Here is an 18,261-nt window from a genome sequence, read left to right as displayed (position 1 = left end):
AAAGTTGTATGAAGCTGAATAGAATGCTGAAAATGTGCGTCGTTGGTGTGATATTGGCATGCAGTAGCAGCCTGTCTGCCCAGCAACTTAAATTGGGAGTTGCGCCTACCATTATTAACCCAACAGCCCTGCTGGAATTAAACAGCGACCAGCACGGCCTCCTGCTCAACAGAGTTCCTCTCAGCGCACTTTCAGGTTCCGGAAAATTAGCTAACGCCCCCGAGGGCATGATCGTATTTGTAACAGATCCCACAGAACGCTCCCTGTACGTAAAAAAAAGTAATTCCTGGCTGAAAGTAGTTGACCTGTCCAACGTGCCGGCCACTACCTTCAAAGGCCGCGCCGGTAATATCAACCCGGAACCCGGCGACTACGACGCTTTCTATGTACCGAAAGAACGCAGCTTTACTTTCAACTCCGGCAATCCTGCCCTGACAATTTCCAACCCCGGTGCGCAGGACCTCTCCGATAACCGCACCTGGAGCCTTACCGTTAATAACAGTAATCCATTGTGGAACGCAAATTCCCTTTATGGTATTTCCATTGATAATACCAACGTGCCTCAGAACGGGCAGGTATTAACTATGGTCGCCGGCAAATGGACGCCGCAAACGCCGGCAGCCGGCTCATTCATCCTCGCGAATCCTACTACGGCGCAAAACGCCTTTTTTAATATCACCGGCGACGGTTCCATCGGCGGGAATACGACCATCGGCGCCGGTATCACCGCAGGCAGTACGATTAAAACTGCGACAGACATCATTGCCGGAACAAAATTGAACACACCCAAACTGGGCGTTGGTATTGGCGCCAACGTGCCGGGTAACGTGGTAGAAATTTCCGCTCCTGTTACAAACGGCGTATCCGGTTTGAGGCTTACCGGCCTGGGAACCGCGGCCACGGCCACTTCCAACGGCAAGCTGTTGTCCGTCAACGCTGCCGGCGATGTGATAGTAACGGATAACCCGAATGTGACCAACTGGAACATGAACGGTAACAGCAATACCACCTCGCAAAACTTCCTCGGGACGGTGAACGATACGCCCATGATTGTGAAAGCGGCCAATAAAGAATTGTTCCGCGGGCAGAAGGGCACCAACGGTTATGATAGATTTATCAGCACCCTCTTTAACGGCGCCAAGCCTTATAACGGCCATCCCTTCATCATCCGCGCCAATGGCAATGATGTAATGGCCTTCCAGGATTCGCTCGGTAATATGAAGTTTCACTGGAATCTGCTGGGTGGAGGATTGAACTTCGTGGAGTCGAATGTGAGCGATTACCGGATTATGATTAAATCCGGCGGAGGGGTAGGTATTGATACGTCGGACCCGAATTCATCGTTGCATGTGAATGGGTCGTTTGCTACGAAGATCAATATCGCTACCACTGCCAACGGTGGCAGCGCTACCGTAAATGTTGGGGACAATGATCATACGATTTTCCTGCGCAATACAGGGATGACAGTTGTACTGCCAAATGCCGCCCCCACCAATGCAGGAAGGGAATACAGAATAAAAATGACGGTAGCAGGCACTTTTCAGCTAAGGACTGTTGGTAATCAAAGATTTGATGTTATCACGCCAACGACAGTCACGATTCAAAACGGCGATACGAACGGAACGGGAGGAAATACGAGAACAGTGGGTGCTTATTGTACAGTTGTATCTGATGGTACAAGATGGTATTTCATGAACGTTATTGAATAAAAAAGATCTTAAAAAACCATAACCATTCAATCTTTATTTTGACCAATTTTTTCATGAGAATATCTATACTCATACTGTTTTTACTATCATGCCTCCACCTGCGTTCCTACGCACAGGACGGACTTTTCATCCCGGAAGGGGGGATCGTCTGGCTGTACAACAACACACAGGTAGGCATATTCAACAGCGTGATCAATAATGGTGTTCTCGGTTCTAATCCCGGCAGTACCTTTTACATCCTCGGCAAGCGATGGACCAACGGCGCCAACGCCAAACTGCCGGATGAAAGCGCCGACGGAGTTTCCGGTGTAGGTGGAAACTTTCTTTTTTCCTCATTGAATCCTGTCCTCGGAGATGTAGGGCAGCAAACCATTTTCGGTAATTACAACGTAGCGGCCAAACAGGGAACCAGCTTCCCGAACATGGAAGTCAACAACGGAAAAGGTATCATGCTGGATGACCTGAGCGATCTGAAAATTCGTGGTACCCTGCATTTTACCAGCGGTAAAATTTACCTCAACGGCTGGAACCTGGTGGTGGGAGAGAAGACCCCCGGCGTGATCAGCGGCTATACAGACTCCCGCTATATTGTTACCGGCAACACTTTTGCCGGCGGGTACCTGTACCGCAGCGCTATCACCAGTGCCGCCAACAGGGTGGTATTCCCCGTGGGCTCCGCGGACAACGCCTATTCTCCCGCGGCAGTGCTGCTGGATGGCGGCGCGAAGGATAACTTCGGTATTCGCGTGTTCGACAGCGTATATACGGTAGCGATAGGCGGCAGCACATACCGGGACAGCTTTGTGAACAAAACATGGAACATCGTACGTACGGATAACTCCGGCGGTAAAGCCACCGTTATCCTGCAACATATGAACGCTACTGAAATGCCGGCATACATCGGCGCAAGGGATAGCTCTTATATTACCCGCTTCGGCGTTACGGGCTGGGATAAGCTCACGGTTACGCCTTTCAAACCGCTGCCCGGCACGCTCAGTACCACGACCATGCTCCAACCGGCGACCATGCATATGCGTGAGTTTACGGACCTGGGCAACACTACCTATTTCGCCAAAACTATCCTGAACGTAAAGATAGCCCCGGCGATATTCATGGTGTTTGAAGCGGTGCGCGTGAGTCCGACGCTCGCGCAGCTGGACTGGACGACTTCCCAGGAGGTGAACAACCTGCAGTTTGAAGTGGAGCGGCGTTACCAAAAGGACGAGGCGTTTACCACCATCGGGGTAGTGCCTACCAAAGCGGTGAACGGTACGAGTACCAACCCGCTGTCCTATACGTTCAACGATCCTAATGATTACGACGATAATACCTACTACCGCATAAAAGCGACGGCCAAAGACGGTACCGTTACTTATTCTGAAATCAAAGTGGTGCCGCCGGTATTCTCCTTCCAGGTGTATCCGAACCCGAACAGAGGCAACTTCCACGTGAAGATCCGCGGCCTGAACACCGATATGCTGCTGAAACTCTACGATACATGGGGCCAGAGCCTGCGTGAATACAAAGTCCGCAAGGATGCTGATATTCAGATCACGCACATGCCGTCCGGTACTTACTTCCTGGTATTGTACAACCAGCAGACGGAACAGAAAGTACAGACAATCAAAGTAGTGGTATTGCCATAAACTGCCTTGTATTTGCTTTTTTCGCAGAATTGCGTCAATTTTGTAGGGTCCTTTTGAAAAAAAGGACCCTTTTTTAGGCCCGCTATGCAAGGCCGCCGGTATTAAAAAATCTAACGACTTTGAGAAAAATAATCATCACGATAGACGGCTACTCTTCCTGTGGCAAAAGCACTGTTGCGAAACAACTGGCCAGGAAACTGGATTATGTGTATATCGACAGCGGGGCTATGTATCGTGCGATTACGCTTTATTTTCTGCAAAATCGGGTTGACTGGGCATCCACGCCGGCGGTAGAAGAAGCGCTGAAAAATATTCACCTGGAATTTGTTTCCAATCCGCATACCGGTACGGCCGATATGTACCTCAACGATGAAAATGTGGAGCACCTGATCCGCGAAATGCTCGTTGCAGAGAAAGTGAGCGAGGTGGCGGCTATTAAAGAAGTTCGCGAATTTGCCGTAGCCCAGCAGGTAAAAATGGGCGCCCGCAAAGGTATTGTGATGGATGGCCGGGACATTGGCACAGTGGTATTCCCACATGCGGAACTGAAGATTTTCATGACGGCGGATATCACCATCCGCGTACAACGCCGCTTTAAAGAACTCTACGAAAAGAATCCCAATATCACCCTTGATGAGGTGAAACAGAACCTCGAACTGAGAGATTATATAGATGCCAACCGGGAGATTAGTCCGCTCAGAAAAGCAGAGGATGCTATTATCCTGGATAACAGCCACTTAACCATGGAAGAGCAGCTGGACCTGGTGATGCAGTGGGTGGAGGACGCGATTATGGCGCATTCCTCATAAAATAATATTTTATATTATTAAAAATCTTTTATACATTTGCGGGTATTACTTCCTTTGAGGAGTAGTTATCCCGATAATTTTCCTGATCCTTAAGAATTTCCTACCCCCAAACCTTATCCATCCTGAAAAGCACTGCGCGTTTGTGATCGTTGTGTAGTATAATTAATTTATTGAATTGTATCGTATTATATATTCATTACACTGTAGTGTATCCATTACCGTTTGATGAAACAAACTTAATGTGGAATGAAGTGCTATAGGCACATTAGTTCCATATTTTCAGTAGGTGTATTCGGTTAATAGGAAGAAGGGGCGAATTCTTTCGCCCTTTCGCTTTTTGCGGAGGGCGGAGGGTTTCTCGCAAAGGGTTTTAAGGAGCAAAGCGCGCGAAGGGTTTCTCGCAAAGGGTTTTAAGGGGCAAAGCGCGCGGAGGGTTTCTCGCAAAGATGTATAAGGGGCAAAGCGCGCAAAACCCCTGTGGTCCATTACCTACCACTGCAACAAAAAGAATATCAGCTGTGTCAAAATCTCATAACAAAACACAATCCTTTGCGACCCTACCACCCCTTACGCCTCTCTGCGAGAAAAAAATCCGCACGCTAAATAAACGTCCGCGTCCCCGCGAAATTCCTCCTGAACTCCGATGGCGTGCTCCCCTTCTTCTTCTTAAATATCCTGTTGAAATTGGAGAGATTCATAAACCCGCATTGATAACAAATCTCCGACACGGAATGCGTCGTATCAATCAACATGCGGCTCGCATGCCCGATCCGGATTTCATTCAGACTATCAATAAACGTCTTGCCGGTACGCTTTTTAATGAACCGGCTTAAGGATACCGGCGTCATATTCACATGCTTCGCCAGTTCGTGCAGCCCGATGTCCTTGTCAAAATGCTGCTGCATGTATTCAAAGGCTTTTTCTATACGGCGACTGTTATAATTATTCAGCGATTCCGCCGGGGCGCTGCTCAATACCCGCATGTTGCGGGATATGCTGAGGTCGTGCAGGATAGAAAGCAGTTCCAATACGGAATCAAATCCCGTTTTATACGGCAAGGCAAGTAACCGTGGTTTCAGCGACTGTACCGTCTCCCTGGAAAATGAAATGCCCTTGCTCGCATTCTCAAACAACGAACGGATGAAACTCAGCTGGTTCCGCCGCAGGAACTTCGCGTCCAGCAACTGCGCATGAAACTGTATCGTCACCTCCGTAATCTTTTTGGACTTACAATGATGATCCATCCACACATGCTCCACATTGGGACCTACCAATACCAACTCCATATCGTCTATCTCCTCCACATGATCCCCCACGATCCGCTTGGCCCCCGCTGCGTTCAGGATAAAGTTCAATTCATACTCCTCATGATAATGCAAAGGGAAATTGAAAGTCGATTTTTCACGAATGAAAATCATGAAACAATCATGCTCCGTTAAAGGAGTGATCTCTTTATATGCCTGGGTCTTACGCATAAAGTGTACATAATAATGGTATAAATATAGTATTAATTGGTGTTAAAAGTATTATCACGATAAGTTATATTTCTGAGAGGGTTATTGTACTGCTGGAATAGGCTTTTAAGGGTATGATGGCGCCTTGGATGCCGCTGTAAAATGTCAGTTTTGTAAAATATGGGATAAAAAAGTATCGGTGTTGAGTGGTAATATGGGATACTTTTGGTTTTATGTTCTGATGCAGTATCCATCGTTATGAAGCCAACCGGAATGCAAGCTGCTGGAGCTATTAAAATTCAACACAAAATCAGATCAACACCAACAAAAAATTATCAATTCCATTAAACATCGCTCTATGCATTTACAGCACACTATCCCTTCAGTTTTCAGGAAATGGCGGCTGGCAGCTTTAACGCTCGTCCTCCTCATCTCCTTCTCCGGCGCCGCCTGGGCGCAAAAGGTGCAGCTAAGCGGCACAGTGACCAATGAGAAGAACGAACCGCTTCCCGGTGTAACCGTTACCGTTAAAGGTACCGTTACCGGGGTAGTCACCAACGCGGATGGTAAATTCACCATCAACGCCTCCCCAACAGCCACCCTCGTATTTTCCATGATGGGATACGAGTCGCGCCAGGTGCCCGTAGGCAACCAAACCGCCCTGCAGGTAAAACTGCAGGACCAGCTGACCCAACTCAGCGACGTAGTGGTAACCGCCATGGGCATCAAAAAGGAAAATAAAGTATTAGGCTACGCCATCACCCAGGTGAAAGGCGAATCCTTTACCAAAGCCCGCGAAGCTAACGTAATGTGGGGCCTGCAAGGTAAAGTAGCCGGGGTGAACGTAACCAAACCGGTAACGGGAGCGTCAGGCTCCAGCCGCGTGGTAATGCGCGGGGGCGACTTCGGCGCCAGCCAGCCGCTCTACGTGATCGATGGTATCCCCATGGTGTCCGGCAACAAAGGCAGTATTGATAACATGTACGGCGGTAAGGACGCCGGCGATGGCATCGGCAGCATCAACCCCGATGATATCGAATCCATGGAGGTACTGAAAGGTAACACCGCAGCCGCCCTCTACGGCGCAAGAGCCTCCAATGGCGTGATCGTGATCACCACCAAAAAAGGAACGGCGCGTAAAGGCATCGGCGTGGAGCTGAACAGCACCTACAGCATCGAAAACCCGATCGACTACACCGCAAAAGATTACCAGTATGAATACGGTATCGGTACCGGCGGCAAAAAGCCAACCACCGCTGCCGAAGCCCTCGCTGCCGGCAGGTCCAGCTGGGGCGCCAAACTGGACGGCTCCAGCGTGATCCAGGGGGATGGCGTGGAAAGACCTTACGCCGCCCGCAAAAACAATGTGAAACATTTCTACGACGGCGGTAATACTTTCACCAACACCGTGGCCCTCCTCGGCGGTAACGAAAACCTGAACTTCCGCTTCTCCTTCGGCGATATGAATAACCATGATATCATGCCTAACGCCGGCATCCGCAGGAATAACTTCACCCTCAACACCAACGCCAAATTAGGTAAGAACCTCACCGCTACCATCAACGCGCAATATATCCGCGAAAAGGCGGAGAACAGGCCATGGCTTAACGACTATACCATGAACGCCGCGGTGGCAGCCTACCTCATGCCTACCAACTACGATATCCGCGATTGGAGCAACCCGCGTAAGGCGGACCGTTCGGAGAACCTCTGGACTACCAATAACTACTGGGCTAACCCTTACTTCATGGCGTATGAAACGCCGAACTGGGATAAATCCAACCGCTTCATCGGTTCTGCGGATATCAAATACGATTTTGACAGCCACTTCTACGCACGCCTCCTCACCGGTACGGACTTCTCCAACACCCTGGGGCAATTCCTCTGGTCGGACGGTATCGGTTTCTATCCCAAAGGCCAGATCGGTATGTCCAACGCCTACCGCTCTGAGTTCAACGCCCAGCTGATGGCCGGCTATAACAACAGCTTCGGTAAAAACTGGTCCATCAACGCATTCGTAGGCGGCAACACCATGAAGCGCAGCAGCAACAACACTTCTGCCAGCGGCGATATCTTCATCGTGCCCGGCTTTTACGCCATTGGTAATACCACCAACAAATCCGGCGGTTACAACCTGACCGAATCCCAGATCAACTCCGTATTCGGATCTGCTGAACTCGGATTTCATAACTACCTGTACTTAACACTCACGGGCAGAAACGATTGGTTCTCTACCCTGGACCCGAAAAATAACAACATCTTCTATCCCTCTGTAGGCGCCAGCTTCGTCATCTCCGACGCATGGAAAATGCCGGAGTGGATCAGCTTCGCTAAAGTAAGAGGCTCCTGGGCCCAGACGGGTAGCGATCAGGATATCGCGGCATACCAGCTGAACCTGACCTACTCCCTGCCAAACTCCTTAAACGGCGTGCCGCTGGGCGGTATCGGTACCAGCTCCGTACCTAACGCCAACCTGCACCCGCAGCTCACCACTACCTACGAAGGCGGTCTGGAAGCCCGCTTCTTCAATGGCCGCGTGGGTATCGACCTCGCGCTGTACAGCCGCCAGGTAACGGACGCCATCCTGAATTCACCGATTTCCATCACCTCCGGATTCACCAGCACCTACATGAACGCCGCTAAAATCGGCAACACCGGCGTGGAACTGTTATTAACGGGAACGCCTGTACGTAGTAAGGATTTCAAATGGCAAACCAGCTATAACTTCGCTTACAACAAGAGCGAAGTGAAAGCTCTCATCAACGGCCAGCAGTCCATGGTAATCGCGCAGAACCGCTCCGGCCTCTGGGGCGATGGCGGCGTGCCCTCCTACGTATATGCGGAAGTAGGCCAGCCTTACGGCGTACTCTACGGCAGCACCTATACCCGCGATGCGCAGGGCCGCATTGTTTATGGCGATAACGGCCTGCCAATCCCTGGTAAGGTAGCGCGGCTCGGCAACGGTATCCAGCCAATGGTAATGGGCTTCAACAATACTTTCACCTACAGGCAATGGTCGCTCGACTTCCTCATCGATGGTAAGTTTGGCGGTAAAATGTTCTCCGGTACTACCAACCTCGCCTGGTACCAGGGCCTTGCGAAAGGAACCCTCGCCGGCCGCGAAGGCGGTATCATTGGCGAAGGCGTAACCGCAGACGGTAAGCCTAACACAGTGAAAGTAGCAGCGGAAGATTACTATAAGTTCGTTGCCAACAACATCGCAGAGCAATTCGTGTACAGCTCTTCCTTCGTGAAGCTGCGCCAGATCGTGCTGGGCTATTCCCTGCCGCAGCGCTGGATCAAAGGCTCCGCCTTCCAGGCGGTAAACCTCTCCTTCGTGGCGCGCAACCTGTTTACCATCTATAAAGATGTGCCTGTAGTAGACCCTGAATCCGGCTATACTACGGGCGGCGGCCAGGGATTTGAAATGCTGGGCATGCCGGCAGTAAGAAGCTTCGGCTTTAACCTCGGTGTTAAATTCTAATCACTGTTAATGAGAAATGTTATGAAAAGAAAATACCTCGCACATATAGGCGCTTCCCTGATGCTGCTGGCTGCCAGCTGCACCAAAGACCTGGAAGAACTGAACAGGAACCCGAACAACCCTACCAGCGTACCCCCGCTCACCATGCTGAGCAACGCGGAGGTAGCCACCGCCACTTTGGGCAGGGGCAGCATCCGCCGCACCAACCTGGCGTTTGATATGATGGCCATGCAACAGCTGGCCTCCACGGAAACGCTGGACGGCGGGGAAGGGGATAAGTACCTGAAAAATGATAACGCCGGCAACCTCTTTGATGATTCCTACGGGTTGCTGGTAAACAACATCGTGCAGCTGATGGAATTTGTGAAGAACGATCCTGCACAGGTCAACCTGCTCAGCGCCGCCAGGATCTGGAAGGTGCTGGTATTCCAGCGCCTGACGGACGCCTACGGGGACGTGCCTTACTTCGATGCCGGCAAAGGCTATGTGAGCGGCAACTTCGCGCCTGACTACAACAAACAGTCCGAGATCTATGCGGACATGCTGAAGGAGCTGAGCGAAGCAGTGGCCGCTTTTGACGCTGCTAAAAATCCGCTGGGTACCGCTGATGTGGTGTATAACGGCGACCTCTCCAAATGGAAAAAACTCGCTTACTCCCTCATGCTGAAGCTCGCCCTCCGCATGGAGAAGCAGGACCTCGCCAAAGCGAAGGAATGGGCGGCAAAAGCCCTGGCCGGCGGCGTAATGTCCCTCCCGGAAGATGTGTGCGCCATCAGGCATTCCGCGGAAAGAAATGCGGTGGCTAACCCCATCACCTATACGTTTAACAGCTACGACCTGGCCAACGAAAAAATCAAGATCAGCAAATACTTCCTGGATTACCTGACCAACACCGGCGACCCGCGCCGCCGCGTATTCGTCAGCACCGTCAGCGGGGATACCGCCCTCGCCAGCCAGAAAGGCCTGCCTAACGGCCTGGATGCAAACTCTTTCAAAGCGGCCTATCCAACAATCCCGCTGAAAGATTTCTCCACGCTCAACACCAAAACCATCCTGCAGCTGACGGCGCCTACCTTCCTGCTGACGCCGGCGGAAGTGCAGCTCATGCAGGCGGAGCTGATCGTGAAAGGATGGACCACCGGCGATGCCGCCGCCATGTACGCCGCCGCCGTTACCAATTCCATGAAACAGCAGGCCATGTATGGGGACAATGGCGTGATCAGCGCCCAGCAAATACAGGCCTACCTCGCCGCCAATCCGTTCCCGGCTACGGCTGCAGACCAGCTCAAAGCCCTGGGCAACCAGTACTGGGTGGCTACCTTCCTGAATGGTTGGGAGTCGCACGCCAACTGGCGCCGCACCGGCTATCCTGCGCTCACGCCGGTGAACTACCCGGGAAATATTACCAACGGGCAAATTCCGCGCAGGCTCACCTATATGCTCAGCGAGCAGGTGAACAATCCGAAAGGTATTCAGTCAGCCATTACCAACCAGGGTAAGGATGAATATATGACGCGTGTTTGGTGGGATAAACAATAGCAGCGTTCCGGGGGATGGTTTCATCTCCTGGAAAACCGCCGGGGCCTTAAATCCCGGCGGTTTCATATCAAACATCCTAAACAGGTCCTGGAAATATGTCCGCGAAGTACAAACACCTCGTAACTTGTGAAGATCAAAAACCAAAACAATGTTGCAACTGATCGATTGGGTAATCATCGGCATTTACCTGGGAATTATTGTTCTGATAGGACTCTTATTAAGAAGAAAAGCAAAGCAAAACAAAACTGCGTATATGCTGGGGGGTAAGTCGCTCCCCTGGTACATGCTGGGCCTTTCCAACGCCGCCGATATGTTTGACATATCCGGCACTATGTGGCTGGTAACGCTGACGTTCGTATATGGCATGAAAAGCATCTGGATACCGTGGCTATGGCCGATCTTCAACCAGGTGTTCATGATGGTATTCGTGAGTGCGTGGCTGAGGCGCTCTAATGTCAGCACAGGTGCTGAATGGATCATCACCCGTTTTGGCAATGGCCGCGACGCCGCCTTATCGCATACCATCACGGTGGTATTTGCGCTGATCAGCTGCCTGGGCTTTATGGCCTATGGCTTTGTAGGGTTGGGCAAGTTTATGGAGATATTCATACCCTGGCAAAACATTGCGCCGTATGTACCTTTCACCGTGCAGCCGGAGTACGTGCCGCATCTCTATGGCGTTGCGTTTGCGCTCTTCGCCGTTTTTTACAGCATACTCGGTGGTATGAGCAGTATTGTGTGGGCAGATGCCGTACAATACGTCATCCGTACCGCCGCGGCCGTGATCATTGCCGTCATCGCCATGCGCGCGCTCGCAGTACATGCGCTGAACGTGCCGGAAGGTTGGTTTAACCCCTTCTTCGGATGGAAGCTGGACCTGGATTGGAGCCGCATCATCCCCGAGGTAAATGAAAAAATTAACAGTGACGGCTATACGCTTTTTGGCGCCTTCTTCATGATGATGGTGTTCAAAGGATTGCTGGTAAGCCTGGCCGGCCCGGCGCCCAACTACGACATGCAGAAGATCCTCAGCACCCGTAGTCCGCAGGAGGCCGCAAAAATGAGCGGCTTTGTATCCATCGTACTGATGCCGGTAAGATACCTGATGATCATCGGATTCGCCGTACTGGGGCTCATCTACTACAAACAACTCAACCTCAAAACGGGGGATCATATCGATTTCGAAAAAATATTGCCGGCGGCCATCAGCAGCTTTGCGCCGGTAGGCGTCATGGGCTTGCTGGTAGCCGGCATGCTGGCCTCCTTCATAGGTACGTTTGCCGGCACGCTCAACGCGGCGCAGGCGTATATTGTAAACGACGTGTACCTGAAGTACATCGATCCAAAGGCAAGCAACCGTAAGATCAGCAGCATCAACTATCTCTCCGGCATACTCGTAGTGGTCGCCAGTATTATCATCGGGGTGTTTGCCAAAGATGTGAACAGCGTGCTGCAATGGCTGGTATCCGGCCTGTGGGGCGGTTACGTGGCAGCCAACGTGCTCAAGTGGTACTGGTGGCGTTTCAACGGCTACGGCTTCTTCTGGGGTATGCTGGCCGGTATTGCCGCAGCGCTGGTATGCCCTTATATCTTCACGGGGTTAAACCTTTGGTACTTCCCCGTTATCCTGATCATCTCCCTCGCGGGTTGTATTGCCGGCACGCTGGCCACGCCCCCGGTGGAGCAAAAAGTACTCGAACAGTTTTATTATAACGTACGCCCCTGGGGCTTTTGGCAGCCGGTGCTGCGCCGTATGTGGCAGGAAAATCCGGCCTTGCAGCCCAACCGCAATTTTGGCCGCGATATGTTTAATGTGGTCACCGGTATTATCGCGCAGCTCTGCCTCATGGCATTGCCCATGTACCTCGTGCTGCAACAGCAGGCGCCCATGTACATTTCCGCAGCCATACTGGTGGTAACGCTGTTGCTGCTGAAAAAATACTGGTGGAATTCCCTCGAAAAAAATGAAGTGTAAATAAAAAATGAGCATGCGAGAAGAAATATTCAGTCAACGGCTTAATGACCTGCAACGCGAGCAGTCGGCGCTGCTAACCTTGGTAAACGAACCTATACTGCCCGGCAACGGTATCTTCGAACGGTACCGCTACCCGATACTAACGGCAGCGCATACCCCGCTGCATTGGCGTTACGATCTTAACCCCGGCCGCAACCCTTACCTGATGGAGCGCTTCGGGATTAACGCCACCTTTAATGCCGGCGCTATCAAATGGCAGGATAAATACCTGCTGATGGTGCGCGTGGAAGGGGCCGACCGGAAGTCTTTCTTCGCCATCGCAGAAAGTAAGGATGGCATCCAGCAATGGCAATTCCGCCCGGCGCCGGTGCGCATCCCGGAAACCGGCGACCCGGATGTAAACGTCTACGATGTACGCCTGACCGCCCATGAAGACGGTTATATCTACGGCCTCTTCTGCACGGAACGGAAAGATCCGGCTGCAGCGCCGGGCGACATGTCGTCCGCTATTGCGCAATGCGGCATCATCCGCACCCGCGATATGGAACAGTGGGAACGCCTGCCGGACCTCGTTACCAGCTCGCCCCAGCAACGCAACGTAGTGCTGCACCCGGAGTTTGTAAACGGGCAGTATGCGCTCTATACCCGCCCGCAGGACAATTTCATCGAAGCCGGTTCCGGCGGTGGTATCGCCATCGGCTATACGAAAGATATGACCCGGGCCGTGGTAACTACCGAAACCGTGATCGATCCCCGCCACTACCATACCATCAGTGAATTGAAAAACGGCCAGGGGCCTGCCCCTATCAAAACTGCTGAAGGCTGGCTGCACCTGGCGCACGGTGTGCGTAACACCGCCGCCGGGTTCCGCTATGTATTATATATGTTCATGACGGACCTCCGGGATATCACCAAAGTAACCCATAAGCCCGCCGGCTATTTGATGGCGCCGGAAGGGCCGGAAAGGACAGGAGATGTATCCAACGTGCTTTTTTCCAACGGCTGGATCGCTGACGACGACGGCCGGGTGTTAATATATTATGCTTCCTCTGATACCCGCATGCATGTGGCGGTATCCTCGATCGACCGCCTGCTGGACTATGTGAAAAACACGGCGCCGGACCGCTTCCGGTCAGCCGCCAGCGTAGATACCGTGATGGCCATCATTGAGGCGAACCGGTAATGCATGGTACGTTTACCTTAACATGGCAGCAGGTTCGCGAACTTGCTGCCATGGCATAATGCATTGGCAGCTATAGCGCGCAGGCCGTGCAACTGGTGGCGCAGCGGCATTAGTTTTTCCCCCAACCCCTATACCTGCTTTTTCTGACACGGCTACGCCTGTACCCTTAACCATCCTTTAAAGCCCCACCCCCATGAAAAAAAGCGCTTTTTTCCTAACTTGCTGTCAATGTCAATCAAATCAGTATGTAGCCTCCTGCTCCTTTGCCTGTTAGGAGCTTTGCCCCGTGTATGCGCACAGGACTCCGTCATCACTTTCCGCCTGCTGGATTCCGTACGCCAGCTGCGGCCGGATACCGCCACCGTGCGGGTCATGCTGGACAAAGGCCGCACTACCGCCCGCTACTTCGACGCTACCAAAACTGAAAATGCATTCATCCTCGAAGCCATCGCGCTGAGCCAGCAGCTGAAATACCCCAAAGGCCTGGCCCTCGCTTATAATGAACTCGGCACCAGTAAAAGAAATAAATCCCAGTACATCCTCGCGGAAGACTATCATGAGCGCGCCGTGAAATACGCCCGGGAAGCCAAAGATTCCCTGCTCCTGTGCCAGTCGCTCAACAACGCGGGCGTGGACTGCCGCCGGCAGGATAAGCTGCAGAAGGCGTTCGACTTCCACTTCGCCGCCCTGCAGATCGCCGAGCGGATACAGAATGTGAAAAACATCTGCGTGGCCACCAACAGCATCGGCAACATCCAGCTGACGGAAAAGAAGTACGACGAAGCCATCGAACGGTTCCAGCATGCCCTGAAGCTGGAAGAAGAAAGTAACAACCCGCTGGGAATGGCCATCAACCTTGGCAACCTGGGTTATGCCTACCAGGGCCAGGGCAAGCTGGACATGGCGATACAGTACTATAAAAGCTCCCTTGCCATCAACGAAAAGCTGAAGAACGTGACCGGCATGGTCATCTGTTATAACTGCCTGGGCTCCGCCTACCAGGAAAAAAAGGAATATCCCCTGGCTATGGAATACCTCCAAAAAGCCCTCCGTGCCAACGACCAGGTGGATGATAAAGTGCATATCGCCGAAAGCTATATGAACATCGGCAAGCTGCTGAGCGCCCAGGGCAAGCATGAAGAAGCCCACCAGTTCTTCCGGCAGGCCATCGGTTTGAGCGCGTATTGGGGATTCAAATCCATCCTCATGGATACTTACAAGGCCATGGCGGAGGATTACAAAAGCAGCGGGGATTTCCGGAAATCCCTGGAAGCAACGGATAAATCCCTGTTGTATAAGGATAGCATATTGGATGAGAAGTCGGCCATGGCCCTTAACCAGATGCAAACCATATACGACGTGGACCTGAAAGATAACCAGATCCGCACCCTGGAACACGACAAAATTATGGCGCAGATGCGCACCAAACGCAATGTGCTGCTGATTTTCTCCCTGATCGCGTTTCTCGTGATGATGGCGGTAGGCGGCTTCTTTTACATCCGCCACCGCAACCTGGAAGAGAACAAACAGCGGCTGCAACTGGAACTGCGCTCCCTCCGTTCGCAGATGAACCCGCATTTTATCTTCAATTCCCTGAGTTCCATCCACCGGTATATCTGGAGCAATAACCAGGAAGAAGCGAGCGATTACCTGACCAAATTCTCCAAACTCATGCGGCTGATCCAGGATAATACCCAGCATACCTTTGTGCCGCTGAATAAAGAGCTGGAATCCTTACAGTTATACCTGGACCTTGAATCATTGAGATGTAATGGTATCTTTGATTACCATATTGAGGTGGCCGATGATATCAACGACGAGGAAGTGCTGATCCCACCCATGATCCTGCAACCTTATGTGGAAAACGCCATCTGGCACGGCCTGGTGCATAAGCTGGCGGAAAAAGGGCAACTGGATATCCGGATACGGCTGAGCGGCCGCAGCCTGGTCTGCACCATTGAGGACAATGGCATCGGCCGGCAGAAGGCCATGGAAATTAAAGAGCGTAAAGGTAAGACGCATAATTCCGTTGGTATGAAAGTAACGCAGGGGCGCATTGACCTGATCCGTAAGATCAACAATAAGGACGCCAGCGTGGAGGTGACGGACCTCCGGAATGATGCCGGGGAGCCAACCGGAACCCGCGTTACCATTGTATTACCGGCAGAATTTATTTTCTGAACTTCCTAAAACCTACATAAATGAGTGAGATAAAAGCCATTATCGTAGATGATGAGCAACACTGTATTGAAGCGCTGCAAACGATGTTACTGAAAAAATGCCCGGGTGTAAATGTGATAGGGGCCGCTCAAAGCGTGAAAGAAGCCCGCGAAATGATAGATGAAATGCAGCCGGACCTGGTATTCCTGGACGTGGAGATGCCGCACCAGAACGGGTTTGACCTCTTGCGCCAGTATGAGCGGGTAACCTTCGACGTTATATTTACCACCGCCTACGAGCAGTACGCCCTGAAAGCAATAAAGTTCAACGCGCTCGACTACCTGCTGAAACCCTTTAGCGTAAAGGAATTGCAGGATGCGCTGGAGAAGTTCCGCGAAAAGCAGGCAAACAAAAGCAAGGACCCTGCCGCTTCGCCGCTGGAAGTGTTTTTACAGAATATGAAAACCCTGCAGCAAACGCATAAGAAAATTGCTCTGCCTACCATCAACGGACTGGTGTTTATGTCCGTGCAAAATATTGTGCGGTGCGAGTCTACCGGCAACTACACGAAGATATTCTTTACGGATAAAAAGAACCTGATGGTATCCCGCCCGCTCAAGGAGTTTGAAGAACTGCTCACGGATGTGGACTTTTTCAGGGTCCACAACTCCCACCTGATCAACCTGCAGCAAATGCAGTCCTACATCCAGGGCGAAGGCGGTTTTGCCCTCATGAGCGATGGCACGCAGGTGGAAGTGTCCAGAAGACGCAAAGCCGAATTCCTCAAAAAGGCAATGCAGTTCTAGCATTAGAACCTAAGTATCAATCTGAAATGCGAATTCCAGATTTATACGTTTTTATACCACTTATAGTAAAATTGCTACCGGATATTAATTGGGTGTTGCGCGAGTTTTAGCTAAAGTTTAGCTTTGTATTACGATTTCAATAATACTATTATATAAAGATTTTATTCTCTGCATTACTAGCGTGATTAGCCCCAAAGAAAAAAGACACCGGAAGGTGTCTTTTTTGCATTATATACTTGTGAGGGATTTGCTTACAAATTAAAATTTTTTATACAGCCAACTCATCCGCCAGGTGTTCCAGGTCATAGAAGGAGAGGAGTCGACGTATAACGCCTTCTACTAATGCGTCCGGGCAGGAAGCGCCGCTTGTCAGCAAAATCGTCACCTGTTCTTTTTCCGGCAGGAACTGGTCGCTGTGCAGCTCCTGTTTATGGTGAAAGTCGTAGTGGTAGATGGAAGAACGGGATGCCAGCTGCGCCGGGTCGGACACAAAGTAGGTCGGCAGCTTTTCTTCGCAAAGCTCCACCAGGTGCGAGGTATTGGAGCTGTTGTATCCGCCGACTACCACGGCCAGGTCCGCCGGCTCCTGTAACATGCCTGTCACGGCAGTCTGGTTATCGTTGGTGGCGTAGCAAAGCGTATCCCGGGTGTCGGCAAAGCGTTCCCCGATGGTCGCTTCCGTGAGGCCGTATTTTTCCACCATAATATTTTTGATATAGTCGGCGATGGCCTGGGTTTCCGTTGCCAGCATGGTCGTTTGGTTGACCACGCCAACCCGCTGCAGGTCCCGCTCCACGTCGAAGCCTTCGGAAAACTGCCCGGCGAAGGTCGCCGCAAAATCGGACGCGGGGCGTTTGCCCGTGATGAATTCTCCCAGCACGATGGCTTCCTGCATGTCCTTCACCACGATGGTAGCGGTATTAGCCTTACTGTGGCTGAAGGTAGCCCGGGTTTCCTCGTGTTTGGGTTTGCCGTGAACGATGACGGTGTAATTTTTTTCCCCGATCTGCTCGGCCTTATTCCATACCCTTTCCACGAAAGGGCAGGTGGTATTGTATTTCAGCGGTTCGATGCCCAGGCTTTCCAGGTGTTTTTCAATTTCCAGGGTGGTGCCAAAGGCGGGCACGATCACGATATCATCCGGCTGCAGCTCTTCCCAGGGCACGAGTTGCCTGCCGCCGGTATCCATGAGGAAACGCACGCCCCTGCTGAGGAGGTCGTTGTTTACATGGGGGTTGTGGATCATTTCGCTGAGCAGGAAAATGCGTTTGTCCGGGTTTTCGTCTACGGTTCTGAAAGCGATTTCGATGGCGTTTTCCACCCCGTAGCAGAAGCCGAAGTGGCGGGCCAGGAGTATTTTAAGCGGGCCGAAATCCAGTACGGTAGGGGTAAAGTCTTTCTTCATGCGGTCCTGCTGCTTACGTTTATTTTTGATAGCCGTAATCAGCGGACTGCGATATATCACCGGAACGTTAAATGTTTTCATGAGTCTTGTT

General features: G+C 51.7%; 11 protein-coding genes. 9 read left to right on the top strand and 2 right to left on the bottom strand.

Translation table 11 applies throughout. The features are described from left to right. Positions 1 to 8: 8 nt before the first annotated feature. From BOC67_RS21615 to cmk, 3 genes are all read left to right on the top strand, one after another. Entirely contained in the window at positions 9 to 1,709 is a 1,701-nt protein-coding gene (locus BOC67_RS21615; RefSeq protein WP_291913532.1) for a hypothetical protein, read from the top strand. A 53-nt stretch (positions 1,710 to 1,762) separates the two neighbouring features. After that, the gene (locus tag BOC67_RS21610) at positions 1,763 to 3,355 is read left to right on the top strand and encodes a T9SS type A sorting domain-containing protein (RefSeq protein ID WP_291913529.1); all 1,593 of its coding nucleotides are present in this window, start codon (positions 1,763 to 1,765) and stop codon (positions 3,353 to 3,355) included. A 119-nt stretch (positions 3,356 to 3,474) separates the two neighbouring features. After that, the gene (gene cmk, locus BOC67_RS21605) at positions 3,475 to 4,164 is read left to right on the top strand and encodes a (d)CMP kinase (RefSeq protein WP_291913526.1); all 690 of its coding nucleotides are present in this window, start codon (positions 3,475 to 3,477) and stop codon (positions 4,162 to 4,164) included. 599 nt (positions 4,165 to 4,763) lie between these two features. Here the strand turns inward: cmk and BOC67_RS21600 are convergent. Further along, a complete protein-coding gene (locus BOC67_RS21600) occupies positions 4,764 to 5,639 on the bottom strand; it encodes an AraC family transcriptional regulator (RefSeq protein WP_291913523.1) in 876 nt (291 codons plus the stop codon). A 337-nt stretch (positions 5,640 to 5,976) separates the two neighbouring features. Here BOC67_RS21600 and BOC67_RS21595 point away from each other — a divergent pair, with 337 nt between their 5' ends. The 6 genes from BOC67_RS21595 (at position 5,977) to BOC67_RS21570 (ending at position 16,765) form a co-directional block, all read left to right on the top strand. Then, the gene (locus BOC67_RS21595; RefSeq protein ID WP_291913517.1) at positions 5,977 to 9,102 is read left to right on the top strand and encodes a SusC/RagA family TonB-linked outer membrane protein; all 3,126 of its coding nucleotides are present in this window, start codon (positions 5,977 to 5,979) and stop codon (positions 9,100 to 9,102) included. A 21-nt stretch (positions 9,103 to 9,123) separates the two neighbouring features. Beyond that, entirely contained in the window at positions 9,124 to 10,641 is a 1,518-nt protein-coding gene (locus BOC67_RS21590) for a SusD/RagB family nutrient-binding outer membrane lipoprotein (protein ID WP_291913515.1), read from the top strand. Positions 10,642 to 10,789: 148 nt separating this feature from the next. Further along, complete coding sequence (locus BOC67_RS21585; protein ID WP_291913514.1) at positions 10,790 to 12,616, top strand: sodium:solute symporter family protein; 1,827 nt, start codon at positions 10,790 to 10,792, stop codon at positions 12,614 to 12,616. 13 nt (positions 12,617 to 12,629) lie between these two features. Beyond that, a complete protein-coding gene (locus BOC67_RS21580) occupies positions 12,630 to 13,799 on the top strand; it encodes a glycosidase (RefSeq protein ID WP_291913513.1) in 1,170 nt (389 codons plus the stop codon). A gap of 228 nt (positions 13,800 to 14,027) precedes the next feature. After that, entirely contained in the window at positions 14,028 to 15,980 is a 1,953-nt protein-coding gene (locus BOC67_RS21575; RefSeq protein ID WP_291913512.1) for a tetratricopeptide repeat protein, read from the top strand. A gap of 20 nt (positions 15,981 to 16,000) precedes the next feature. Continuing rightward, positions 16,001 to 16,765 carry a LytTR family DNA-binding domain-containing protein gene (locus tag BOC67_RS21570; RefSeq protein ID WP_291913511.1) on the top strand — a complete coding sequence of 255 codons (765 nt, stop codon included), beginning with the start codon at positions 16,001 to 16,003 and terminating at the stop codon, positions 16,763 to 16,765. A 268-nt stretch (positions 16,766 to 17,033) separates the two neighbouring features. Here the strand turns inward: BOC67_RS21570 and BOC67_RS21565 are convergent, their stop codons facing one another. After that, complete coding sequence (locus BOC67_RS21565; protein ID WP_291913509.1) at positions 17,034 to 18,251, bottom strand: 4-hydroxy-3-methylbut-2-enyl diphosphate reductase; 1,218 nt, start codon at positions 18,249 to 18,251, stop codon at positions 17,034 to 17,036. Positions 18,252 to 18,261 lie beyond the last annotated feature (10 nt).

The organism is Chitinophaga sp. CB10 (assembly GCA_001870995.2).
Taxonomy (GTDB): Bacteria; Bacteroidota; Bacteroidia; order Chitinophagales; family Chitinophagaceae; genus Chitinophaga.
The sequence above is the reverse complement of the archived record's forward strand: the minus strand, read 5'-3'. Positions and strand labels throughout refer to the sequence as shown.